Source organism: Paracoccus wurundjeri (genome assembly GCF_030678915.1).
Taxonomy (GTDB): Bacteria; Pseudomonadota; Alphaproteobacteria; order Rhodobacterales; family Rhodobacteraceae; genus Paracoccus; species Paracoccus onubensis_A.
This window is the reverse complement of sequence record NZ_JAUUTZ010000005.1, coordinates 143,520-163,118: the sequence shown is the minus strand read 5'-3', so window position 1 is coordinate 163,118 and position 19,599 is coordinate 143,520. Positions and strand designations below refer to the sequence as shown.

Below are 19,599 nucleotides of genomic sequence, written 5' to 3'. Positions count from 1 at the left end.
CGGGCAGCCACGTAGGTTCATCCTTTCTGGCTTTGCTGACATCGCCTTCAGGTGCCGCTCATGGGCGCAGGAAGCAGGAACAGGTGGCTGGCGGAGTTGTTCCAACCGTCAGGACGGATCGCCGTGCAAAAGGGCCATACCAGTGAACGAAAAGAAATCGTTCCCCATATGCCGGTTGCATTCACGGTTCCGCCAATGTGGTTTCGCCCAATGTTTGCAATGTCATGGCCCGGGCGCGGTGAATGCGGCTTTTGATGGTGCCTATGGTGACCCCGCAAATCCGGGTGGCATCTTCATAGCTTTCGCCCATCATGATCACCAGAACGAGAGTATCGCGATAATGCGTGGGCGGTGAATATTTCCTATAATTCTCAGATGGATGATTGACATGCCGCGCCATGTGATAATTCCGCTGGAACATAAGCGAAGCTTGCAGGTTGACGGAAACCCAAAATCAGGAGGTTGTCATGCCTGCGAAATCACAGGCTCAGCAGAAGGCTGCCGGGGCTGCCCTGGCCGTAAAGCGCGGAGAGGCCAAGAAGAGCGATCTGAAGGGTGCTTCCCGGCAAATGGTGGAATCCATGAGCGAGAAGGAACTGGAAGAACTCGCCAGCACCCCTCGCAAGGGTAAGCCAGAGCATAAAAGAAGCTGATACCGGTCCGCCGGCTGCTCGTGGACGCAGATAGGACATATTGCGCTTCCCGGCTGCTGATCGCGGATAGCAAAGGCGTATCGGTACGGGTTTCCGATCCATCGGACAGATGCCTGAACGGCTGGTCAGCATTCGCCGAACAAGGAGTTGAAGATGACCCGATCCCGCAAGCCCTGTCGTCCGTATTCGGATGAACGGATTTATAAGGACCGGTATCGCTTCCGGCCCGGATATCCGTTCCATCCCGCGCGGCAGGGAAATCATGACGAGGCTCCGCGCCTGAGCGGTGGGATGAGTTCCAATTTCGGCGCCGGTTGGACCTCCGGCACGGGGGGGCGTCGCCGCAGCGGAGATATCCGGGAAGATCCTTTGCCTGCGTGTTACGCCTATGGCACGACGATGCTGACCAGCGCCGAAAAGGGACCCCGTTTGAGCGGCGGGATGAGCTCCGATTTTGGCGCTGCTCGTGATGCTGATCATCGGGGGCAAGGTCCGCGTGGATATATCCGCCCGGATGATCGCCTTTTCGAGGAAATCAACGAGCGGCTTATGGACGACGATCTGCTTGATGCCCGGCGGATGGAGGTCGTGGTGGTCGGGGCCGAGGTCACCTTGAACGGTTATGTCGACTCCAGGCAAGCCAAACGCCGCGCCGGGGAATGCGCCGAGTCGATTTCCGGCGTTGTGCATGTTCAGAATAACCTGCGGTTCTCTGCCGGGCCGGGGTTCTGAAGGCATATGGAGTTCCAGCGGGCTTGCGGACGCATATCCCGGTCGCGCCGGCTATGTGAAACAACGTGCCGCCGGGCGAAGATGGGGCCGTTGACGGGGTTCAATTCGGTCGAGGATCGATGGTAACCGGCTTTCGGGGCGGCATGTGATATCAGGGCCGGTCCGGCCGTTGCCGTGGTATCAGTGACCATTACCCGATCTTCCCAGAACCTGCCGCGCCGTGTTTCGCAGAATGCCTGCGCGTTCGGTGTCAGAGATGGTCGCGGCGGCGAAATTGCGCAGTTGCCTGAAGGTCAGATGCGGTGGCATCGGTGGCACTTCGGGATCGCTGCGCAGCTCGATCACCACCGGGCGGGACGCGGCGAAGGCTTCGTCCCAGGCGCTGCCGACCTTGTCGGGATCATCGACCAGAATGCCTTTCAGCCCGATCAGATCGGCGAAACGGTGATAGGGGATATCGGGTATCGTCTGGGTGGCCTCGAATTTCGGATTGCCTTCCATGACCCGTTGTTCCCAGGTCACCTGATTAAGGTCCTGATTGTTCAGAACCAGACAGATCCATGTCGGGGATGACCAATCCTGCCAGTATTTCGCGACGGTGATCAATTCCGCCATATTGTTCATCTGCATGGCTCCATCCCCGATCATGGCGACGACCGCGCGGTCGGGATGGGCGAATTTCGCCGCAATGGCATAGGGAACAGCGGCCCCCATCGATGCAAGCCCGCCGGACAGCGATGCCATCATGCCGTCGCGCATTCTGACATCGCGGGCGAACCAGTTCGCGCAAGAACCGGAATCAGAGGTCAGGATGGCATTATCCGGCAAACGGGCGGATAGTTCCCAAAAGGGCAATTGCGGATTGACGGGATCGGCGGGCTGATATGCGCGTTCTTTCAGCGTTTTCCACGATTTCTGAACGCTTCGTTCCACCCGGCGCTGCCACGCCCCCGGTTTTCTGGGCCTGAGCAGTGGCAACAGCTCGCGAAGCGTTTCGGCGCTGTCGCCGGCCAGATTGACTTCTGCCGGATAGCGCAGCGACAACATCGACGGATCGATATCGATCTGAACCGCCCGGGCCGCGCCCTCTTCGGGCAAAAACTCGGAATAGGGAAAGCCCGTGCCGACCAGCAGCAATGTGTCGCAGCCGGACATCAGATCCCAGCTTGCCTCTGTGCCCAGCAGGCCGATCGAGCCGGTCACATAGGGAAGATCGTCAGGCAGGACAGCCTTGCCCAGCAATGCCTTGGCCACGCCGGCGCCCAATGTCTCGGCTACGGCGCGAATCTCGGCCGATGCCTGCAGCGCGCCTGCGCCGACCAGCATGGCGACACGCTTGCCATCATTCAGCACATCTGCGGCGCGGCTCAGATCTTCGGGATGGGGTACTGTCCGGGGATGCGAATATCCGCCGCCCGAGAACACCGAACCATGCATGCGCGGCGGGTCTTCATATTCGGTTTCCTGAAGATCGTTCGGAAAGATCAGTGCGGCAACCTGCCTTTTCGCAATAGCGATGCGCAGGGCGCGGTCGGTCAGGTGGCGCGTCTGCGAGGGCAGGGCGACCTGCTGCACATAACCGGCCACATCCTTGAACATCGAAACCAGATCGATTTCCTGCTGGTAATGCGATCCCAATGCGGTTCGCGCCTGCTGTCCCGCAATGGCCAGAACCGGCATATGATCCATCCGGGCGTCATACAGCCCCGTCAGCAGATGAGAAGCGCCGGGACCGGATGTCGCAAGACAAACGCCCAGCTCTCCGGTGAATTTCGCATGGGCGGTGGCCATGAAAGCGGCCATTTCCTCGTGCCTGACCTGAACGAACTCGATATCTCCGTCCCGGCGCTGCAAGGCGCCCAGCAATCCGTTGATACCATCGCCGGGATAACCGAAGACCCGGCTGACCCCCCAGTCTTTCAGGCGCTGCCAGAATATATCTCCTACCGTGGTTGCCATGGGGTGCTTCCTGTTATTTGGCGAAAGGGCGGGTAACAGGCCGCAGCATCATATGTTCCGAACTTGCTGAACTGCGGTTATCCCGGGTTGATGCGGCATTTCGCGTCATCAGAGATTCAGGAACAATCACGCATCGTCTCTGTTTTTCGCCGATCAGGAACAGCCCCGGCCCGGGAATTGCCGCGTGATCCTTCTGTTTCAGGAAAGGCCTATGATATGAGACGAACCGATCCGTTAAGTTTCTGCCTTGGCATCATCGCCGGTATCGGTCTCGTGATGGCGTGCAATCTGTTGTCCGCGCCATCGCGGCGCGAAAGAAGGAAGGGTCGAGGCGATTATGTCCGGCCCGCAGGCAGAGCGCAGATGCAGGCGCCGCCCAAGCGATGGGATATCGTCGATGAACAATCCGACGAATCCTTTCCCGCAAGCGATCCGCCCGCCAATTATTGACCATGAATGAGATACGGGAATGATGACGGGAAAGGATTTGACGCCGTGACAGGGATCAGATTCGGGCCGCCCGGCGACGAGGCGGTGCATCTTTGCGTGGATATGCAGCGGCTTTTCGGGCCGGGATCGTCATGGGCTGTGCCGTGGATGGAAAAAATCCTGCCTGCGGTGAGTGAACTGACCGCCGCGCATGCGGCGCGCACCATATTCACGCGCTTCATTCCGCCGGCGGATGCCGAAAAATATGCCGGGACATGGGCGCGTTACTATGCCGCCTGGCCGCAGATGCTGCGCGACCGCCTTTCCGCCGACTGGCTGGAACTGCCTTCTGCGCTGGCGCGCCATGTCCCACCCGCGCGGCAGTTCGACAAACAGCTTTACTCGCCATGGCCGGATGGCAGGTTGCACGGGTTTTTACAGGCGGCCGGGATTTCGACCTTGATCATTACCGGCGGTGAGACCGAAATCTGTGTCCTTGCCACGGTGCTGGGCGCAATCGACCGGGGCTATCGGGTTATCCTGATCTCGGACGCGGTCTGTTCATCGGCTGATCCCACACATGACGCGGCGATGCGGATCTATGAATCGCGTTTCGGCAGGCAGATCGAAACCGCGCCGCTGGCCGAATTGATGGATCAGTGGCGGCCTCGTGGGTGACGGGTTTTGCGTGCCGCCGGAAACTCCGGGTGGGCATATATCCGGCTGACCCCGAATGCCCTTGCTGATCGTCTTGGGAGCACAGATGCCGGTTTGTGACGACGGCCAGGAACATCCTGCGGATTTTCCGGTTTGTCTGGCCGTCCGCCACCAATGGCGGCCAAAACGAAAGGAAACTCCGATGAAGACCAAGGCACTTGACGATCTGTTTCATGATACGCTCCGGGACATCTATTATGCCGAACGTCAGATTCTGAAGGCATTGCCCAAGATGGCGCGCGGCGCGCAGTCCGACAAGCTGCGCTCGGCTTTCGAAGCGCATCGCGAGGAAACCGAGACCCATGTGGAACGCCTTCAGAACGTCTTCGCATTGATCGACAAGCAGGCGCGCGGAAAAACCTGCCCTGCCATCGACGGCATCATCGAGGAAGGCGAAGAGATCATGCAGTCCTTCAAGGATTCTCCGGCGCTGGATGCCGGGCTGATTTCCGCGGCGCAGGCCGTCGAACATTACGAAATCACCCGCTACGGAACCCTGAAACGCTGGGCCGGGATGCTGGGTCTGTCGGAAGCCGAGGACTTGCTGTCCAGAACCCTGGACGAGGAATCTGCCGCCGACGAAAAACTGACGGGCATAGCCGACAAATCCGCAAATCAGGAAGCTGTCGAAGCTGTGGGTTGATTGCAGCCGGCCGTCTCACCGTTCGCATGGCGCTGCTGCGCCATGCGTGACGACAATGGGAAAAAGCGCCCATGGCGGGGCACGGCCGGATCACCGCGCGGCCGGAATTGCCCGCAACCGCGCGGCTCTGGCGTCATAGCATTGCCCGGCCGCCTGTCACCTCATAGAGCGCACCGGTCGTATAACTCGATTCCGGGGAGGCAAGCAGCACATAGGTCGCGGCCAGTTCTGCGGGCTGCCCCGGGCGTTTCATCGGGGTGTTCCTGCCGAAATTCCTGACCTTTTCGGGGGGCATGGTCGATGGGATCAGCGGCGTCCATATCGGCCCCGGAGCAACCGCATTGACGCGGATTCCCCGATCGGCAAGAAGCCCCGCGAGTCCGGCGGTGAAATTGGCGATTGCGCCTTTCGTCGTGGCATAGGCCAGCAGCGTGGGCGACGGGCTGGTTGCATTGATCGAGGATGTATTGATGATGGCCGATCCCGGTTTCATATGTTTTAGCGCCGCTTGGCAGAGGTAAAACATGGCATGGATATTCGTGCGGAAGGTCAGTTCCCATTCCTCGGCCGTGATATCCTCCAGCCGTTCGAATGTCGCCTGATGGGCGGCATTGTTCACGAGGATATCAAGGCGGCCCCATTCCGCAATGGTCCTGTCGATAAGCGTTCGCGCAAAAGCCTGATCCGAGATATCGCCCCGCGCCACCAGCGCCTTGCGCCCGGCCTTCTCGACCCAGCGGGCGGTTTCCCGCGCGTCATTATCCTCTTCAAGGTAATTGATGACGACATCCGCCCCTTCACGCGCAAAAGCTATGGCGACTGCCCGGCCGATCCCCGAATCCGCGCCGGTGATGATGGCCACCTTGTCCTCCAGCCTGCCGCTGCCGCGATAGCTTTCCTCGCCGTGGTCGGGACGAGGGGTCATCTCTTCGGTCAGACCGGGCATTTCCTGTTGCTGTTCGGGCAGGGGCGGATGAATGTGCTTTTCCTGAGGATGGCTTTGCATCGTTTTCTCCAATTCCGTTTTGCCGATGCGGCTGCGGGCAAAAAGCGTGGCTACAGCCGCCGCATCCGTCACATGAAGGACATGTCGGCGCGTCCTGTCGTTTTCCCGGACGCTGCGCCGGAAACCGGTAAGGCGCGATCATGTTCCCATACCGGTTATTTGCGTCCTGCGATGACCGGGCGCGCGCTAGCGGCGGATCGGATGCCGGAACGATGCGCGATCAGGGTTCGACGAAACCGTAAATGCTCAGGCGAATATCTTCTGCCGCCACATCCGGGCTGTCGAAAAGAAAAGCTCCGCTCTGGCTCGATCCTGCGGCAACATAGTCAAAGCGGATCTCCCGGCCGGGACCCTTGGGCATTTCCGCCCGGACCGTGACATCGGCGGCGGCCCTTTCGCCGCGATTGACGATTTTCACCCTGAGCAGCGTCTTGCCCTCTTGCCGCAGCGCGGTTTCAGGGATGGCCTCAAGGTCAGGCGGAGACCTGTCGCCGGTGATGGCCTGATGGGCCAGAAAGATCACGAACGCAAAGACCAGCACGGCGGACAAGATGCCGACGACCGTCTCGGCCAGCGGCTTTTGTCTGGAATCTCTCTTGCTGTTGTCAGCCATCTTTTCCTCCGTCACAGGATCAGCCGCGCCGCGGCAGCGCCGATCGAGGCGGGCAGGGCCTGCACGACAACCGCCTTGCTTATCGCGCCCGGCGCCAATCCATCCAGCGAGCCGAAGATCCACAGCAGATAGAGGCTGAGCAGAGCCGAGATCACATATCCGGGCAACGTGAAGAACAGAAACGCGCGGGGCGTGGTCAGTTCATCCGTCAGTTCGCGGCCACCTGCGAAGCCAAGCGAAAACACGAAGCCATGCATGATCAGAAGCGAGACGGCAAGGATGGCAAGCGTATGCAGATAGGTGATCTTGTAAGAGATAAGCAGCGTTTCTTCCGTGGGGGCAACATTGAATGCAAGAAACAGGGCACCGACCGCCATCAGGAACAATTCGCGCGAATAGCTTTCCGGTCGTTCGTTGTCCTCGGCCTTTTCGACGCCAAGCTGGCTGCGGGCCAGCAAGGCGCCGATCGAGGCCGGAACCAGTTGCACCGCGACCGCGGCGGTCAGGTTGTCCAGATTCAGATCGGAGGACAGGACACCCAGCAGGAACAGAATGACGAAACAGGTCGAGAACGAGATGCCGACCGCGACCATACTGTCTTTGATGGCTTCGGACCAGCCCGTGGTCTTTTCAAACCCGATCATCCGCGACAGCAGGATCAGCAGGGGAAATGACGAGAACAGGAACAAGAGCAGCTTCCATCGCTCGATATAGAGCGCGATATACCAAAGCTCCATTGTCATCAGCATCGGCAGCGAGAAAAGCAGCGCACCAGCCGCCGCCCGGCCCATATCCCGCAAGGCGCGTTGATTGTGGGGGTCGACCGGAAGCGAGTTCATCGGATTGCAAGCCTCATGTCGCGATGCAGAGGTGAAACCTCATGCCGTGGAATTTGTTCCCTTGCCTGCCACTGGCCGTCAAGTGGTTGGCGAAAGCTCAGCTTTGCCTGTCGTTCCGCGGCACGACCTTGTCGGATTGGGTGATGAGCCTGCCCGAATTCTGCCGTGTCAGAAAACTCCAGAGCCAGCTTAGCGCAACGAAAATGCGCGAGCGGGTCCCGATCAGGAAATAGATATGGGATATTCCCCAGACCCACCATGCCAGACGTCCCGACAGGGTGAGCCTGCCCAGATCGATGATCGCCGCGTTTCGTCCGATCGTCGCCAGATCGCCCTGATGCCGGTAGCGGAATGGCGGCGGGGCGGGTTTCCCACGTAACGCCGCCCTGATGACTCTGGCGGCATAAGCGCCCTGCTGTTTGGCGGCGGGCGCGACGCCTGGAACCATCGAACCCGCACTGACGATATGCGCGGTGTCGCCCAGAACGAAAACGGATGGATCGTCGGGCAACCGCAGGGTTTCGCTTACCTTTGCGCGGCCCGCGCGGTCGGTTTCGGCGCCCAGCCACTCGGCGGCGGGCGAGGCGCGGACCCCTGCGGCCCAAAGTACCGTTCGGGATTGCAGGAAAGCATCGCCGATCCTGACGCCTTCGGCCGTGATATCGGTGACTTGCGCGCCGGTCCTGACCTGAACCCCCCGCTGCTGAAGCGCCGAGGCCGCATATTCAGACAGTTTCGGATCGAAACCGGCCAGAATGCGGTCGCCCGCCTCGACAAGGATGATACGGGTGGCGCGGGTATCGATACGCCGGAAATCCGATGGCAGGACGCGGTGGCACAGTTCGGCTATGCTGCCGGCCAGTTCGACCCCGGTCGGTCCCGCGCCGATGATGACGAATGTCAGCAATGCCTGCCGTTCAGCATCGTCGCCCGTGAGTTCGGCCTTTTCGAATGCCTGCAACAGATGGCGGCGGATCGTGGTGGCGTCTTCGAGCGTCTTCAGCCCCGGCGCAAATCTTTCCCATTCGTCATGCCCGAAATAGGTATGCCCCGCGCCCGTGGCCACCGCGAGCCAATCATAATCCACCTTGGTGCCATCCGCGCAAATCACCTTTTTCCGCATACGATCGATATCGGTCACATCGGCCATCAGGGTCGTCACGTCCTTCCGCTTGCGAAACAGGCGGCGAACCGGCCAGGCGACCTCGGCGGTGGACAGGACCGTTGTCGCGACCTGATACAGCAGCGGCTGAAACAGGTGATGGTTGCGGCGGTCGATCAGGGTGATATCGCAATCCGTGCCTTTCAGCCTCGAGACAAGCTCAAGACCTGCGAAACCCGCTCCGATCACGACGATTTTCTGGCGCATATCATATCCTCGTATTGTTCGGCAGGCTGTTCCGATCCGTCGGTAGCGATCCGGCCATTGCGATCCGGAAGGTTTCAGCCGTCAGGGGCCGATGATCTGTCATTCGCCAAGCCTGCAACACCCAAGGCAGCGCCGCAATCCAGACCATCCGCCTAACTCTGCCGGCGCGGAGACCCGGATAACGGATGCAGCGGCGAAAAACCTGAGCCCGTCAGGAAGTTGCGCCTGTCTGGAACAATCTTCGGCGCCTGAGGTTTCAGCACGACCGGAACGACATCGAGACATTCGGATCGCAACATGATGTTCCCTGTTCGGCCAGGTCGGCCTCTGACCCTCGTGACTTGACCGGAGATGTTGTATCCGTCGCGTTGTTTCGGACCCGGATGGCCGTCGGCATGAAGTCGGCCGGCCAGGTCGTTGGTCCCTCCTGCCTGACTTCAGGATCGCGCTGCGATCCCGGCGCGCCATCCGGGTATCCAAAGGGAAATGCGATGTCTGTCTCTGGCGCATCTGCTGGCCGCGTATGGATAACGATCTGCTCATCAGATCTTGTCCGGCGAAATGATGTTGTCGCCACAGGGATAGAAGTCGGACCTGTCACCCTCCCTCGCCCCGATGTTTCCGTCAGAAACCCGTAGGGGTTTGGCGCGGAGTCCGGCCCGGCACGAGGATTTTCACGGGAACATCGTTACTCCGTTTCTGTTTAGTTTGTACCGTGCAACCTGTTTTGCCGCCTCAACCGCAGGGCGGTATTCGTTACGACCGATATAGCGTCTTCTGACCGTGATCTGCCGATGAGGCCGGACGATGCCCGGTGCGGCTTGCTGTGCGGTGACGTATATGATTTGATCCGGAAGGGACTGGAATTTCGCTCAGCTTATTGATTTCGATAAGAATCCGCCCGAAATAACATCGCTCTGCAACCCAGTGAGGAATAGACGGATGTCACGCCTTGTCGTCGTTTCGAACCGGATCCCTCTTGGCGATAGCCCATCGGGCGGGCTGGTCGTCGCCTTGCAGGATGCGTTGCGCCAATCCGGCGGGCTCTGGGTCGGTTTCTCGGGCGATCATGACCGGAAAACCTCGGCTGAATTAACCTTTCAGGGCGGAGCCTCGTTCCAGCGGGCGGCCTTCGATCTAGGCCCCCGGGATTATGAGAACTATTATCTCGGTTTCTCGAATTCGGTGCTGTGGCCAGCCTTTCACGACCGCGCCGATCTGATGCGTATCGCGCCGGAGTATCTGGACGGCTATCGTCATGTGAATGCGCGTATCGCCGAATTGATGCTGCCGCATCTGCGCGAAGACGACCGTATCTGGGTGCATGATTATCAGCTTTTCCCGCTGGCGTCGGAATTACGCAAACGGGGTGTGGCCGCACGTATCGGGTTCTTCCTGCATATTCCCTTTCCCAGCCCGGCGGATTGTTCGACTCTGCCGAATCCGGCGGAACTTTTCGACTGGCTGTCGGAATACGACCTGATCGGCTTTCAAGCAGAGCGCGACAGAGCGAATTTTCTGGAAAGCGGACGGCAAATTGCGGAAATCGAGCCACTGGAAAAGGGTTTCGTCCGTCTTTCGGGGCGCAAGGTGCAAGTCAGGGTTTTTCCCATCGGCATCGATGCGAAGGGCTTCATCGCCGATGCCTGCGATGCCCGCGAGGAAGACAGGATGCGCGGCCTGACCAATTCGCAGATGATGATCGGAGTGGACAGGTTGGATTATTCCAAAGGTATTCCACAGCGTTTCCGCGCGTTTCAACTGATGCTGAACAATAATCCCAACCTGATCGAGAGGGTGGCGTTCCTGCAAATCGCGCCACCGACCCGCGAAGAAGTCACCGCCTATCGCGACATCCGCGAAGAAACCGAGCATTTGGCCGGCAGGATCAACGGCGAATTCGCCACCGTGAACTGGACACCGATCCGATATATTCACCGTACGATTCCCAGATATGAACTTGCTGGACTTTACCGGCAGGCACGTGTCGGATTGGTCACCCCGCTGGCTGATGGCATGAATCTGGTCGCCAAGGAATATGTCGCGGCGCAGGACGTCTCCGATCCCGGCGTCCTGATCCTGTCGCATTTCGCGGGTGCTGCCGAGACAATGCAGGATGCGCTGCTTATCAATCCGTATGATCCCGGTGAACTGGCCGAGGCAATGATGCAGGCGATCGATATGAACCTTGCCGAGCGCCGCCGCCGCCATTCGGCGCTTCTCGAAGGGATTATACGGCATGACGTCAACTGGTGGTCGTCGGCCTATCTTTCGGCGCTTGGCAAGTGACGCTCTCTGACGCCTGCCGTAGCGGTAAACTTCCATCATATTCCATGATGCCGGAAAATCGCGTCCACATGCGTGAGCCGGGTCGCGCCTCAGGCGCTCAGCCGGGCTTCACGCATGTCGCGGCCCGGCGGCAGGCCGAACAGGCGGCCATAATCGCGGGTGAATTGCGGCACGCTTTCATAGCCCACCGCATGAGCGGCATGTGCGATGCCCGCGCCATCCGTCAGCATCAGGCGCCGGGCCTCGATCAGCCGCAGCTGCTTCTGGAATTGCAACGGCGACAAGGTGGTGATCGTGCGGAAATGCTGGTGAAATGAGGATTCGCTCATCCCCGCCGCTGCCGCCAGATCCCCGATCCGAAGCGCGCGGGCATAGTCCTGCCGGATCAATGCCACTGCCCGGGCGATACGATGGGCATGGCTGTCGACCGCCCCAAGCCCCCGGATCGCGGCGCCGTGGCGGCCAGTCAGGAGCCAGTAATGCATCTCGCGCAGCAGCGCCTCGCCCAGCACCGGCAAGGCGGCGGGCCGGTCCAGCAGACGCATCAGCCGCAATGCGGCATCGGTCACATCCGGGTCGGCCGGCTCGATCCGGATCGGGGCGGCATTGACAGGGCGCAGATCAGCCTCGGCGGACAGAGCGCGCAGAATCGCCGGGTCCAGCTCTAGCGCGAGGGCGTAATAGGGCACGACGGGGCTGGCTTCGAGGATCTGGCTGGTGGTCGGCACATCCGCCGTGATCAGCAGCGCCTCGCCCGCGCCATAGTCAAAGCGCGATGTGCCCATCATCACACGCTTGCGGCCCTGAAGGCAGATCGCGATCAGCGGCTTTTGCACCGTTACCTGCAATTCGCCGGGGTGCAGCATGCGCACCACGCCAAGCCCGGGGAAGGGCGTCGGCGCGAAACCGAAGCGGTCGGCATAGCCATCGGCATGACGGCGGACAAGATCAAGAAGGCTGCGCATCAGTTGGCCCCAGAGTAACCCGCTTGCAGTATCAGGCAAGGATGTCGGCCATATATGCAAGAGATATCCGCTGATTTCACGGAAACAGGCAAGATTGCGCGAGGAATGGGCAACTCTGCCACGCCTTTCTGCCCCATCTTCCTTTCATCCGCTCAACATGAGGAAAAAGACATGAGCAAGATCGCATTGATAACCGGCGCCAACCGCGGTCTGGGCCGCAACACCGCCCTTTCCATCGCCCGCCATGGCGGTGATGTCATCGTGGCATATCGCGGCAACGCGGCGCAGGCCGGGGAGGTCGTCGCGGAAATAGAGGCACTGGGCCGGAAGGCGGTGGCATTGCAACTCGACGTCTCCGAGATGGCGTCGTTCCCTGCCTTTGCCGACACGCTGCGCGACAGCCTGCGCAAAATCTGGGGACGCGACAGCTTCGATCATCTGGTCAACAATGCCGGTCACGGCGAATTCGTTCCGATCGGCGAAACGACCGAAGCGCAGTTCGACGGCCTGTTCGATGTGCATGTGAAGGGGGTGTTCTTCCTTGTGCAGGCGCTGTTGCCGCTGATTGCCGATGGCGGCCGGATCGTCAATTTCTCGACCGGGCTGACGCGGTTCTCCTCTCCGGGTTTCTCGGCCTATGCGGCGGCGAAGGGTGCGGTCGAGGTGCTGACCCGCTATATGGCGCAGGAACTGGGCGCGCGCGGCATCGCCGTGAACGCGGTGGCTCCCGGCGCCATCGAGACCGATTTCGGTAATGGGGCCGTGCGCGACAATCCGGATCTCAACGCGAAATTCGCCGGGCTGACAGCGCTTGGCCGGGTGGGCCTGCCCGACGATATCGGCCCGATGGTGGCAAGCCTGCTGTCCGACGATAACCGCTGGGTCACCGCGCAGCGGATCGAGGTTTCGGGCGGTCAGGCAATCTGAACCGGCAGCAGCCGCACAGGTCAGCCCGAAACGGTGCTGACCTGTGTGGCGGTCCTGCGCAGATATATGATCTGCCCCACCAGCCCCAAAATCAGCATGACGAACAATGTACCAAGCGCGCCCAGCAGGATCGGGGAACCCGGGTCAGCCGCAATCGGATTGCCATCCGGAACGCGTCTCAGCGTCTCGGAAACCGAGGGCACCAGCAGCAGGAAGACCGTGATGGTCAGGAGGATGGTTTCGAAATACCGGGCGGCGCGTCCCAATCCCGCAATTCGGCCAACGCCGTAGCCGGCGAAAAGCAGGATCAGTGTCACGGCCGCAATGCCATTGCTCACCGGCTGCTTTGCAACCAGAAAAACGGTCAGCCCTCCGATCAGCATGAAGATGAAATAAAGCTTGCCCGCATTGGATCGGGGCACAATCCGTCCGTGACGCGCAAGCATGTAGATTGCAAGGGGGATGGCCGGCAGGCTTCCAAGCGTGTGTAGCCAACCCAGGGGTGTGATCCCGAACATCTTTGCTTCCTTTGCTAATATCAATGAGTGTCTGGCGGCGAACCGCCTTCGGCGTCTGGTCCAAAGGGGTTCGGCGCTGGTGATGATGGCCCGCGTTTGCGGAAGCCGCCTCAGATGATCGTCAGGCCGACCGCGACATTGTTCCGGGTGGCATTCGAATAGGGGCAGGTCCGATGCGCTGCGTCGACCAGCTTCTGCGCATCCTCGCGCGCGATGCCTGGCAGGCTGATCGAAAGATCGGCCGTGATGCCGAAACCGCCTTCACTGCGCGGTCCGATGCCCACGGTGGCGGTGATCGCGGCATCGGCCGGGATCTTCAATTTCTGCTGCTGGGCGACAAGTTTGAGCGCGCCAAGAAAACATGCCGCATAACCGGCAGCGAAAAGCTGTTCAGGATTGGTGCCGGTACCGCCCGCGCCACCCAGTTCCTTCGGCGTCGACAGGGCGACCTCCAGGCGGCCGTCTTCACTGCGGGCCTGGCCTTCGCGGCCTCCGGTTGCAGTGGCTTGGGTTTGGTAGAGAACCTGGACTGACATGATCATCTCCATTTGAATATCACAATAATTATTATAGCGATAATATTCTTCATAAGAGCGGTGAAGCCCCATGTCCAGCTTTTTTATTGTCGCGATAACAAATTCCGTGATAAGCATAGCCATGACCCATGACCTGACCCTTGAAGATCAGCTGTGCTTTTCGCTTTATGCGACATCCATGGCGATCAACCGCCTTTACAAGCCGCTGCTGGACCAGTTGGGGATCACCTATCCGCAATATCTGGTTCTGAACGTTTTGTGGGAGAAGGACGGGCGCAGCATCAGTGCGATTGCAGCCCGGCTGGATCTGGAGCCGAGCACGATCACGCCGCTGGTGAAACGGCTGGAGACGGCTGGGCTGGTCACCCGGACGCGGCGTCAGGATGATGAGCGGGGGGTTCTGGTCGCCCTGACAGCGCGCGGCCTTGAACTGAAGACCGAAAGCCGCTGCCTTGGCGAAGCCCTTTTCAACCGCGCCGGTATGGCGGCGGAAGAGATGATCGCCCTCAACCGCGAGGTCCAGCGCCTGCATCAGGCGCTGACGGGCAAGGAAAGCGCCTCCTGAGGCCACGGTCAGGCGAGGATCGCCGGCGATGGCCGGTCAGGGCCATCCATGACTGTCAGCCAGTCAGGGCGACCGGATCAGCCCGCCATAGTGCCGTAAGGCCGGCTGGTACCCTATTTGCCATTCTGCGGCGGGAAATGAGGCTTCAGCCCTGCCGCTCCACGAAGGCTGCCAACTGGTCGATTGTGGTCCCCCATCCTTCCTGAAACCCCATTTCTTCATGCTTGCGTTTATCGGATGCGTTCTTGTGCATCACATGCGCCGAATAGCGGGTGCCATCCGCTTCGGCAGATAATGTGATGGTCGCGGTCAAGGCCAGCCAAGGCTCGATCGGCCGCCACGCCTCTGCAAGAACCGTTGTCCATACCAGCCGCCGCTCGGGAACAATATCAAGAAAACAGGCTTCGACATGCGGCTTGAAATCGCCATTTCCTTCGCGCATCCGGGTCTCGAACCCGCCTCCGGGGCGCAGGTCCAGCTTGACCACCTTGCATTCGATCGGATCGGGAATCCACCATTTCGCAAGATGCTCGGGCTTGCTCCATGCCTTCCATACCTTGCCCGGCGCAGCGTTGATAAGCCGAGAAATCGATAGCTCATTGTTTTGGGGTGTCATTCGTCATCATCCTCTGTCATCTGATTTTCCACATAGGCGGCAAGCCGGTCGGCACCCGCCCGCCAAAGCTCGCGCTGCTCGGAAAGCCACGCTTCTGCTTCCGACAGTCGTTTGGGCTGCAACCGGCATGTTCGCACGCGACCGCATTTCTGCGTTGTGATCAGTCCGCTTTGTTCAAGCACGCGAAGATGTTTCAGGAAGGCGGGGAGCCCCATGTCGAAGGGCTCTGCAAGTTTCTTGACCGGTGCGTCCCCCTCTGCCAGGCGATTGATCACCGCCCTTCTGGTCGGATCCGCTAGCGCATGAAACGCAGTGTCCAAAGTGAGATTATAGTGTTCCATATGGTAAACTATAACAAACAATTCACCATATGGGAAACAAAAAACCGACGGTGCGAACAGGATCGGCCCCGAACCAACCTGTTGCGACATTGCCGATGTGCGTTTTCGTATAAATGCGATCCGCGTCATACAGCTTATGATCAGCTTGACCACCTGCCTTCATTTCTTGATAACAATCTGACGGAAAAAGGGCAGGATTCGCAATTTTTGTACCCGAAGGTATACCGTAGCCGAAAGCTTGTGGATGCGGAAAAATTGCGGATGCGGTCCTTCCTGGAAATGAAAACAGAAAAGAGCGAGAGCTGGAATGGCGTATAAGATATTGATACTAGGAGCTTCCTATGGATCGCTGCTGGGTACGAAACTGGCAATGGCGGGTCACGAGGTGGATCTGGTGTGTCGTCCCGCCACAGCGAGTCTTATCAACAAGAATGGCACGGAAGTCCGTATCCAGCTACGAGGCGAAGACACGCATCGTGCGATCCGGTCGGTGGATCTGCCCGGCCGGGTCGGTGCGGTCACGCCGGAACAGGCGACTCCGGCGGCATATGATCTGGTCGCGCTGGCCATGCAAGAGCCGCAATACGGAGCCCCCGGCGTGCGGCCGCTCATGGCCGATATCGCGCAATCGGGGCGCCCCTGCCTGTCGATCATGAACATGCCGCCCCTGCCTTTTCTTCGCAGAATCAGCGGTATTGACCATGCCATGCTGGAGGATGCCTATTCCGCGCCGCGGGTCTGGGATGGCTTCGAGCCGGGGCTGATGAGCCTTTGCAGTCCCGATCCGCAGGCATTCCGGCCACCCGAGGAGGAGGCGAACATATTGCATGTCGGCCTGCCAACGAATTTCAAGGCGGCCGCTTTCGCGGATGACGGTCACAACCGGATGTTGCGCCAGATGGAAGACGACATCGCCGCTGTGACGCTTGATGGCAAGGATGTGCCGGTCAAGCTGAAAGTCTTCGATTCGCTTTTCGTACCGCTGGCGAAATGGTCGATGCTGCTGACCGGCAACTACCGTTGCATCACGCCCGGCGACGCACGGGCCATTCGTGAAGCCGTGCATTCCGATCTAAAGAAGTCGCGGGCCATTTACAGTCATGTGGATGCGATCGCCCGCAAGCTGGGCGCGGATCCGGCGGATCAGGTGCCGTTTGAGAAATATGCCAATGCGGCCGAAGGTCTGCTGAAGCCCTCTTCGGCTGCGCGTGCGGTTTATGACGGGGCGACGCAGATCGAGCGGGTCGACAAGATCGTGCAGAAGCTGGGCGAAGCCGTGGGCATGCCCTTTGCCGATATCGACGAGATCGTCGCCGTGGTGGATGCAAGGCTGGCGCAGAACGTCACGGAACCCGCGTAGAACAAACACCCCTCAAAGGACAGGCCGAAAATCCCGCGGGCAACCCCGCAGATCGCGGAGCTTGCTTCGGGCGGGCGGCAAGGACGAATGACGGGTAAATTATCGAAGGCCCTGGCGGATCGGAGCATCCGCCAGGGCTTTCGCCCCCTCGGCATGATGCCCGGAATCCAACGTAATATCGCGCAGGCGCGGAAATCGGCCGTCTCTGGCCCCCGACGACAGGATGCGACGCATATCGCCGATGGCAGCTATGGGTCCTACCGTGCCGCCTTCTCGTTCACCTTCTGGACAAAGCGTTCAACATCGATGACCGCCCGCTGATGGCTTCCCTGTCCGATCAGGCCCGCTTCATCGAATGCCTGTACCCGGAAGGTCAACCTCCTGCCGTCGATCTTCTCCAGTTCGGCCACGGCGCGGACCTTCATGCCCTTTGGAGTCGCCGCCAAATGACTGACATCGATATGGATTCCAACCGTGTGCTGGCCATCGCCAAGATGGCCGCGCAGGCATTCGATGCAGGTCGCCTCGATGAAACCGACCATCATGGCCGTGGCGAATACCGGCGGCATGTCGGCGAAGGCGCCCAGCTCGGCCGAGACATTCGGCACCAGCATCTCCTGCGTGACGGTGATTTCGGCTTCATGGGTAAGCCCGGCGATCAATGTATCCTTCATTCGGGAAGTATCCTGTTTTCCGGTTTCGGTTGAGGGCGGATACCGGTGAAGGCCAATCCGCCGATGATAAGGACAAGGGCCACGGCAAGCGCGCCGTTGACCCGCATATCCAGCCAGATCACCGAGAAGGCAACCGCCGTGATGGGGCTGAGGGCGAGGAATGCGGTGACGATCCCCGCCGGGGCGTTGGCGAGCGCGTAGAGCCACATCAGGTAGCCAATGCCACTGGACAGGCCGATAAAGCCGATCAGGAAGAAGGTTGCGGCCGGCCAGTCCGCGACAGCCGTTCCATGCACCTCGATCATTCCCATCAGCCCAAGAGGGGCAAGGGATGCGGCCATGGCGATCACGCTGACTTTCACGACGCCGTAGCGGCGGAGATAGGGGCCGTAGAGGTTCGAACAAAGTGCCGCCGTCAGAGTGGCAAGCGCCGCGCATCCCGATCCGATCAGGTCGGACGCCGCCAATCGGCCTGACAAGGCATCGCCAGCCAGAAGCACGGCCACGCCGATCACCGAACAGATGATTGCGGCAAAGATACGCGGCGTCACGCCCGAATCCGACCTTGCCCAGCCGATCGCCAGCGTCACCACGGGCAGCGTTGCGAAGACCAGCGAAACGCGGGCAGAGCTGGAGTAGAGGACGGCAACATTCAGCAGCGCGATCAGAACGCCGAACTGGCCGATCCCGATCAGGGCGATGGGCAGAAGGTCGTGTTTCCCGACCGAAGGCCCGATAGATCGCAGTGCGAAGGGCAGAAGGAAGATCAGTGCAAGGCCGTATCGCAGAAAGCCAAGACGCCCCGCGCCGACTTCCGCCACGACCGCCTCGCTGGCAACGAGGGCAGAGCCGACCTGCACGCCTGTCGCCGCCGCTGCCAGAAGGGCCAGTCTCACAGATTACGCCCCCAGACCTGCCCGACCAGATCCTTTCCGAAACTGTGATGCGGCTCTTCCTCGATCAGCGTGAACCCCGCCGCCTCATAGATGCGACGGGCAGAGATCAGGATATCGTTGGTCCACAGGACCATTCGTCTGTAGCCCTTTGCCTGCGCGAAGCGGATGCACTCCTCGACCAGCCGTCGCCCAAGCCCACGGCCCCGCGCCGCCGGATCGACATAAAGCAAGCGCAATTTGGCGGTTTCGTCATCCTGACGTACGACGAAGACCGATCCGACGACCTCGCCCTCCATTTCCGCGATCCAGCACCGTTCCCGATCGGGAGCGAATTCTTTCACGAATTGCCCGACAATTTCGGCGACCAGAGCCTCGAATGTCCAGTCCCAGCCGTATTCGCGGGCATAAAGCATGCCTTGCCTATGCATGATCCACCCCAGGTCGCCGGGCCGGGGGTCACGGAGGATGAAAGTCCTGTCGTCCGGGTCGTCCCCCAATAGCCGGCGGATGCGGTGCATTGCGCCCACAAGCTGGCTGCGTTCCGTTTTGGAAAGCGGAGCAAGAAGTGCCGCGACCTCTTCCGCCGATGCCGCATTCAACCCGTTGAACACCGCGGCGCCGCGATCGGTCAGCGTCAGTGCCAGCCGCTTCGCGTTGTCGGAAGATGGCGTCCGCATGACGAGCCCTTCACCTTCCAGCCCGGACACGATGCGGCTGAGATAGCCGGTATCCATCCGCAGAGCCTTGCCAAGCTCGCGGGCCGACGGTGGCGCATCGGGCCGCGCATTCGCGATTTCATAGAGGATGCGTACCTGAGGCAGCGAGTAGTCAGAGGCCAGCAGGCGATCGTTCAATGCGCCGACCAGCCTTGTGTGAAAGCGATTGAACAGCCGGACGGAGGCAATCTCGGAATCGCTGGGATTTTCATCCTGGATCATATTCATGATGCCAA

At 60.3% G+C, this 19,599-nt stretch carries 23 protein-coding genes; 9 read left to right on the top strand and 14 right to left on the bottom strand.

The features are described 5' to 3' along the window. Window positions 1-181 precede the first annotated feature (181 nt). Window positions 182-400 carry a sigma factor-like helix-turn-helix DNA-binding protein gene (locus Q0601_RS07245; protein WP_305288655.1) on the bottom strand — a complete coding sequence of 73 codons (219 nt, stop codon included), beginning with the start codon at window positions 398-400 and terminating at the stop codon, window positions 182-184. 67 nt (window positions 401-467) lie between these two features. On the opposite strand from Q0601_RS07245, the gene Q0601_RS07240 reads away from it, so the two are divergent. Both Q0601_RS07240 and Q0601_RS07235 read left to right on the top strand, forming a co-directional pair. Continuing rightward, a complete protein-coding gene (locus tag Q0601_RS07240) occupies window positions 468-653 on the top strand; it encodes a DUF3008 family protein (protein ID WP_305288654.1) in 186 nt (61 codons plus the stop codon). A 153-nt stretch (window positions 654-806) separates the two neighbouring features. Continuing rightward, complete coding sequence (locus Q0601_RS07235) at window positions 807-1,385, top strand: BON domain-containing protein (RefSeq protein WP_305288652.1); 579 nt, start codon at window positions 807-809, stop codon at window positions 1,383-1,385. Window positions 1,386-1,565: 180 nt separating this feature from the next. Here Q0601_RS07235 and Q0601_RS07230 read toward each other — a convergent pair whose 3' ends face one another. Beyond that, the gene (locus tag Q0601_RS07230) at window positions 1,566-3,344 is read right to left on the bottom strand and encodes a thiamine pyrophosphate-requiring protein (protein WP_305288650.1); all 1,779 of its coding nucleotides are present in this window, start codon (window positions 3,342-3,344) and stop codon (window positions 1,566-1,568) included. Between the two features lie 216 nt (window positions 3,345-3,560). Between Q0601_RS07230 and Q0601_RS07225 the strand changes: the two genes are divergently transcribed. The 3 genes from Q0601_RS07225 (at window position 3,561) to Q0601_RS07215 (ending at window position 5,133) form a co-directional block, all read left to right on the top strand. Continuing rightward, on the top strand, window positions 3,561-3,794 hold the full coding sequence (locus Q0601_RS07225; RefSeq protein WP_305288648.1) for a hypothetical protein: 234 nt from the start codon (window positions 3,561-3,563) through the stop codon (window positions 3,792-3,794). A gap of 45 nt (window positions 3,795-3,839) precedes the next feature. Then, entirely contained in the window at window positions 3,840-4,451 is a 612-nt protein-coding gene (locus Q0601_RS07220; RefSeq protein WP_305288647.1) for a cysteine hydrolase family protein, read from the top strand. A 181-nt stretch (window positions 4,452-4,632) separates the two neighbouring features. Continuing rightward, window positions 4,633-5,133 (top strand): YciE/YciF ferroxidase family protein, encoded by a 501-nt coding sequence (locus Q0601_RS07215; protein ID WP_305288646.1) that lies wholly within the window; start codon window positions 4,633-4,635, stop codon window positions 5,131-5,133. Between the two features lie 133 nt (window positions 5,134-5,266). On the opposite strand, the gene Q0601_RS07210 is transcribed toward Q0601_RS07215, so the two are convergent. The 4 genes from Q0601_RS07210 to Q0601_RS07195 form a co-directional block, all read right to left on the bottom strand. Beyond that, a complete protein-coding gene (locus Q0601_RS07210) occupies window positions 5,267-6,139 on the bottom strand; it encodes an SDR family oxidoreductase (protein WP_305288645.1) in 873 nt (290 codons plus the stop codon). A gap of 220 nt (window positions 6,140-6,359) precedes the next feature. Continuing rightward, entirely contained in the window at window positions 6,360-6,752 is a 393-nt protein-coding gene (locus Q0601_RS07205) for a hypothetical protein (protein ID WP_305288644.1), read from the bottom strand. An 11-nt stretch (window positions 6,753-6,763) separates the two neighbouring features. After that, window positions 6,764-7,591 (bottom strand): TIGR02587 family membrane protein, encoded by an 828-nt coding sequence (locus tag Q0601_RS07200; RefSeq protein WP_305288643.1) that lies wholly within the window; start codon window positions 7,589-7,591, stop codon window positions 6,764-6,766. 97 nt (window positions 7,592-7,688) lie between these two features. Next, entirely contained in the window at window positions 7,689-8,960 is a 1,272-nt protein-coding gene (locus tag Q0601_RS07195; RefSeq protein ID WP_305288641.1) for an NAD(P)/FAD-dependent oxidoreductase, read from the bottom strand. Window positions 8,961-9,902: 942 nt separating this feature from the next. Between Q0601_RS07195 and Q0601_RS07190 the strand changes: the two genes are divergently transcribed. Continuing rightward, the gene (locus Q0601_RS07190; protein ID WP_305288639.1) at window positions 9,903-11,249 is read left to right on the top strand and encodes an alpha,alpha-trehalose-phosphate synthase (UDP-forming); all 1,347 of its coding nucleotides are present in this window, start codon (window positions 9,903-9,905) and stop codon (window positions 11,247-11,249) included. Between the two features lie 89 nt (window positions 11,250-11,338). Here the strand turns inward: Q0601_RS07190 and Q0601_RS07185 are convergent, their stop codons facing one another. Further along, a complete protein-coding gene (locus Q0601_RS07185; RefSeq protein WP_305288637.1) occupies window positions 11,339-12,214 on the bottom strand; it encodes an AraC family transcriptional regulator in 876 nt (291 codons plus the stop codon). Window positions 12,215-12,385: 171 nt separating this feature from the next. Here Q0601_RS07185 and Q0601_RS07180 point away from each other — a divergent pair, with 171 nt between their 5' ends. Beyond that, entirely contained in the window at window positions 12,386-13,141 is a 756-nt protein-coding gene (locus Q0601_RS07180) for an SDR family NAD(P)-dependent oxidoreductase (protein WP_305288635.1), read from the top strand. 20 nt (window positions 13,142-13,161) lie between these two features. Here the strand turns inward: Q0601_RS07180 and Q0601_RS07175 are convergent, their stop codons facing one another. Continuing rightward, window positions 13,162-13,659 (bottom strand): hypothetical protein, encoded by a 498-nt coding sequence (locus Q0601_RS07175; RefSeq protein WP_305288633.1) that lies wholly within the window; start codon window positions 13,657-13,659, stop codon window positions 13,162-13,164. Between the two features lie 110 nt (window positions 13,660-13,769). Then, window positions 13,770-14,195, bottom strand: a complete 426-nt coding sequence (locus Q0601_RS07170) for an organic hydroperoxide resistance protein (protein ID WP_305288631.1) — start codon at window positions 14,193-14,195, stop codon at window positions 13,770-13,772. Window positions 14,196-14,316: 121 nt separating this feature from the next. On the opposite strand from Q0601_RS07170, the gene Q0601_RS07165 reads away from it, so the two are divergent. After that, the gene (locus Q0601_RS07165) at window positions 14,317-14,760 is read left to right on the top strand and encodes a MarR family winged helix-turn-helix transcriptional regulator (RefSeq protein ID WP_305288629.1); all 444 of its coding nucleotides are present in this window, start codon (window positions 14,317-14,319) and stop codon (window positions 14,758-14,760) included. 145 nt (window positions 14,761-14,905) lie between these two features. Here the strand turns inward: Q0601_RS07165 and Q0601_RS07160 are convergent, their stop codons facing one another. Next, window positions 14,906-15,376, bottom strand: a complete 471-nt coding sequence (locus Q0601_RS07160) for an SRPBCC family protein (protein WP_305288627.1) — start codon at window positions 15,374-15,376, stop codon at window positions 14,906-14,908. After that, window positions 15,373-15,870 carry an ArsR/SmtB family transcription factor gene (locus tag Q0601_RS07155; RefSeq protein ID WP_370656100.1) on the bottom strand — a complete coding sequence of 166 codons (498 nt, stop codon included), beginning with the start codon at window positions 15,868-15,870 and terminating at the stop codon, window positions 15,373-15,375. Before Q0601_RS07155 ends, Q0601_RS07160 begins: the two co-directional genes overlap by 4 nt. Before the next feature lie 154 nt (window positions 15,871-16,024). Between Q0601_RS07155 and Q0601_RS07150 the strand changes: the two genes are divergently transcribed. Beyond that, the gene (locus Q0601_RS07150; protein WP_305288625.1) at window positions 16,025-17,077 is read left to right on the top strand and encodes a ketopantoate reductase family protein; all 1,053 of its coding nucleotides are present in this window, start codon (window positions 16,025-16,027) and stop codon (window positions 17,075-17,077) included. A gap of 257 nt (window positions 17,078-17,334) precedes the next feature. On the opposite strand, the gene Q0601_RS07145 is transcribed toward Q0601_RS07150, so the two are convergent. From Q0601_RS07145 to Q0601_RS07135, 3 genes are read right to left on the bottom strand one after another with little or no spacing between them, the layout of a single operon-like run. Continuing rightward, on the bottom strand, window positions 17,335-17,751 hold the full coding sequence (locus Q0601_RS07145) for a thioesterase family protein (RefSeq protein ID WP_305288623.1): 417 nt from the start codon (window positions 17,749-17,751) through the stop codon (window positions 17,335-17,337). Beyond that, window positions 17,748-18,647, bottom strand: coding sequence for a DMT family transporter (locus tag Q0601_RS07140; protein WP_305288621.1), 900 nt, complete (start codon window positions 18,645-18,647; stop codon window positions 17,748-17,750). The genes Q0601_RS07145 and Q0601_RS07140 overlap by 4 nt, the downstream gene beginning before the upstream one ends. After that, window positions 18,644-19,591: a bifunctional helix-turn-helix transcriptional regulator/GNAT family N-acetyltransferase gene (locus Q0601_RS07135; protein ID WP_305288619.1), complete on the bottom strand. Its 948-nt coding sequence runs from the start codon at window positions 19,589-19,591 to the stop codon at window positions 18,644-18,646. Before Q0601_RS07135 ends, Q0601_RS07140 begins: the two co-directional genes overlap by 4 nt. Window positions 19,592-19,599: the final 8 nt, after the last annotated feature.